The sequence below is a fragment of the Plesiocystis pacifica SIR-1 genome (assembly GCF_000170895.1).
Lineage (GTDB): Bacteria > Myxococcota_A > Polyangia > Nannocystales > Nannocystaceae > Plesiocystis > Plesiocystis pacifica.
On record NZ_ABCS01000215.1, the window covers coordinates 1 to 3,827 of the forward strand.

At 66.2% G+C, this 3,827-nt stretch carries 3 protein-coding genes; all 3 read left to right on the forward strand.

Features of this window, described 5'->3' with window-relative positions; genetic code table 11:
- Window positions 1–1,099, forward strand: a 1,099-nt coding sequence (locus PPSIR1_RS41215) for a hypothetical protein (RefSeq protein WP_006977288.1), incomplete at its 5' end; no start/stop codon positions are given.
- Window positions 1,100–1,440: 341 nt separating this feature from the next.
- Window positions 1,441–1,956: a hypothetical protein gene (locus tag PPSIR1_RS41220; protein ID WP_006977289.1), complete on the forward strand. Its 516-nt coding sequence runs from the start codon at window positions 1,441–1,443 to the stop codon at window positions 1,954–1,956.
- Between the two features lie 547 nt (window positions 1,957–2,503).
- Complete coding sequence (locus tag PPSIR1_RS41225) at window positions 2,504–3,763, forward strand: hypothetical protein (protein WP_157596537.1); 1,260 nt, start codon at window positions 2,504–2,506, stop codon at window positions 3,761–3,763.
- The last annotated feature ends 64 nt before the right edge of the window (window positions 3,764–3,827 follow it).

Here is a 3,827-nt window from a genome sequence, read left to right on the forward strand (position 1 = left end):
CCCGCCACCGCCACCGCCCAACTGCGGCGAGACGACGCCCACCGTCAGCGGAGCGCTGCAGAGCTCGGTGGCCGAGCTCCAGTTCGACTCGGTGATGGCCACGGTCCACCACAAGCAAGACGTCGACGAGTTCGAGGACGGCTGCATCAACGAGGTCGAGCTCCGCTTCCAAAGCGGCTCTGGGTGCACCCTCGTCGTGACGGCGAGCCAGATCCTCGACGCCTCCAACCTGCGGGTCCAGTCCATCGCGTTCACGGCCGACTCCCAATGCCCCGGCTTCTCCGACGAGGACGAGGGCCAGTACGGCGCCAGCGGGGCCGCGACCAAGGACTCCTGGCTGACCCTCAGCCAGACCGAGATCGGCGAAGAGAACGTCCCCGAGTCTTGCTTCGTCGGCTCGATCACCGTGAACCTCGACTCGACCGTGACCGAGGGCGACAAGGAGCTCGCGTTCATCGGCGGCTCCCTGGTCGTCGAGGGCGACTTCCCGACCACGGCCCTGGACTCGTCGTGCCCGGCGCAGTGCCTCGTCAACAGCGACTGCGCCGACGGTGAGATCTGTGTCGACAACGCCTGCGAGCCCGAGGGCGGCGAAGAAGAGAGCGGGACCACGACCACCACCGACGGCGGCAGCAGCAGCGAGAGCGAGAGCGAGAGCAGCAGCAGCGAGAGCGAGACCGGCGACGACTGTGGCAACGGCGTGATCGACCCGGGCGAGGAGTGCGACGGCGCCCAGATCAACGGAGCCAACTGCGTCGACGCGGGCTTCTTTGGCGGCGACGTGAGCTGCTCCGCGGCCTGCACCCTCGACGAGAGCGGCTGCAGCAACGACCAGCCCGACGAGGGCTTTTGGTCGCCCTGCAGCAGCGACGCCGACTGCAGCGACGGCGCCGACATGTGCGCGGACCTGTTCCCCGACCCCTATTGCACGACGAGTTGCAACAGCGACGCCGACTGTGCCGGTATCGGCCAGGTCGCCGGCGCCGCTGAGCCGACCTGCGCGTTCTTCGGCTTTTGCTACCTCGACTGCGGCGGCGGCGGCTTTTGCCCGTCCCCGATGACCTGCGTCGACCAGCTGGGCACCGAGACCTGCCAGTGACTCGGGAGGGTCGGCCACCGCGAGTGCTGGCCGACCCTCGATCGACCTTGGCCGTCGCGGGCTCAGGGACTGTGAAGTTTTCACAGTCCCTGTCCATTTTAGACGTCGTGGACGACGCCGCGCCCTCCCTGCCCCACGTCCACGACTCAGGCGATCGCTAGCTCCGCGGGCCTTGGTGCCGACGACCCAAGCTCGACGGACGGAGCTCGGAAATCCACGCCGGGGAGCTCGCGCGGCCGCCCCTTGGTGAGAGGCGAGGCTGACTCGGGAACATGAAGCAAGCTCACGGAATTGAGCTGTGTTCCTTGCATGGCGATGACCCTGCTCCTAGTCTTCAAGCCATGTCCCCCCGTTATCTTTGTGCTCCCGTTGAGCGTCTCGAGCCCGGTAGACGATGGAGAAGGGCGAGCTTCGCCCTGCTGCTGCTCGGTGTAATCTCAGGGTGTCCCGATCAGGACCCCGGGCTCGACGCTGCACTTCGAGACTACCTCGAGCAGCGAGAGGCTGAAGTCGAGCAGGCGTGCAAGTGCTTTCAGAACCTCCTCGACCCGAGTACACCCTCGGAAACCTTCGAGTCTGAGCTCGCCTGCCGCACGGCCTTTGCCCAGCCAGAGCAGGACGAGGCGCTGGGGTGCATGCGCGGGGTCCTCGATGAGAGCTCTCTCGACGACAAAGAGAGCGTCGCTGCTCTCGAGTGCTACACGCGCGAGCTGAGCGAGGCGACAGTCTGTCACGAGGAGAATGCTGGGGTCTGTGATCCGCAAGCTTGCTCGAGCGATGTCGTGCTCGTGGACACGTGCCAAGGGAAGCTGACGGACGAGCAGGCGCAGGCGCTGTACTACTGCGCCGTGAAGTGAGGTCGCCATGCTGGAGATGAAGCCTGATAGATGGTTGGGAGCGTTGTGCTGCCTGGGGTTGTTGGTCGGCTGCCCTGAAGAAGGCGACGACTCTCCGCCCGAAGGTCCGTGCAACAGCGACGGTGACACCCTCGGTGGAGGGGACGAAGTCGGCGCGGCAGAGGGTAGACCCGACCCCGAATCGCCGCCGGGGGAGAACCCGCCGGCTTCTCTCGAGACGCTGGCGCCTCCCCGTATCGAGGTGGAGGGGTGGAGATTCATTCGCGGGGGCGCCGGTCTCTACCGCGACGCGACGTCTGCGGAGCGGCGCCGCTACGGGTGGGCCGAGCACAGCCTCGTGTTCGCCACTCCCCTCGAGATCGCGGCGCCAAGCGGAGGTGAACAAGCTGATTGGGTCTCGATCTCTGTCCCCGAGTGGAACGCGAGCGCAGGAAGCTGGCGCTTCGAGCGTGGCGCAGAGGTGGCGTTTGAGCGAGTTCGCGTTCGCCACGTCCAGAGCCTGGCGCTGGGGTACTTCGTGGAGCATCGAGAAGGGTCGAGCGCCGAAGTGCGTCGTCCGATCTTCGAGCTCTACGGGGCGCTCGGCTCCGAAGGGCTCGAGCGTAGCCAGCTGTTGATGGACGACGCTGGCGCGCTCTTGCTGCGTCACGAGACGGAGTCTGGCGGGGCGAAGCTCGTGGCTGGCTATCGGGGAGAGGACTTGGACATCCCTGCTCCGCCTGGCTACGCCGTGGCGTCGATCTCTCCGATGATGAGCGGGGGGATCTCCAGGGCCCCCCTGGAACCCTTCAGCTGCGAGAACGGGGCGTGTGAGCCCCCAGACCAGCCCCTCGACGAGTGCCAAGACGGAGTCGACAATGACGGCGACGGGCAGCAAGACCTGTGCGACTGGAACTGCCTTCCCCATAGAGATCAAGGCGCCGACTCCTTCCCAGACGCGCGCAGTCGCGTCGAGCATGGGAAGAACTACGCGCTCATGGGGGGTGGTGGCCTGTGCACGGAGCTCCAGGACACGTGGATGGTCACCTTCGCCGACTGGGCGCTGAGCTCATCCGAGTTCCTCAACGAAATCCGCGCCGAAGATGATCCCGTTCACTATCGAATCTTCTCATGCTGGGTCTTCCCGAACGAGCAGGCCTTCTTGGCTTGCCAGCACGGAGCGATCTTTGATGCCGAGGGCGACATCGTGGAGCTCGGAGAGCCGCAGTGCCCAGCAGGGATGGACGACTACCCCTACAAGCCAAGCGCGAACGACCCGCACCCTGGGTTGCTGCTCTATGGCGAGGCGACCGCGAGAGCGTGGATCGACTTCGAGCTCAATACGCTGGCCTTGGGCCCCTACGGCGAGCCCGCGAACGCCGTCGGCTTTCTGACGAACGACACCACCCAGACCTGCGAGACGACGTTGTGCGCTCCTTCGGCCGGCTTGGCGACGAGCAAGGGGACGGCGTCGACCGCTGGACGCTTCGTCGTCACAAACGCAAACAGCCAGGACTGGCTGACCCTCGCCCACGAGACCGCGCACACCCTCGGGATCCTCCACGACGATTACAACGGCGGCTTCATGCGAAAGGGGGCGCCCGCGGGCGGTCCTTTCCTCGGAACGACCCTGCCGGAGTCGGGGGTCCCGCCAGAGTGCGTGGGAGTCGACAACAACGTCACGTGGAGCGAGGCCTTCGCCACGAAGCACCTGCAGCCGCGCTCTTCTGGGTGGAGGTGGACTGGTTGTGCTGGGGTCGAGCACGCGTGTGCGCCCCTGGGCAAGCCTGGCTGGACCTGCAACAACGCGTGGTGCGAGCCGAAGTAGCTAGCGCTTGAGTCGTGGACGTGGGGCAGGGAGGGCGTGGCGTCGTCCACGACGGCTAAAAGAG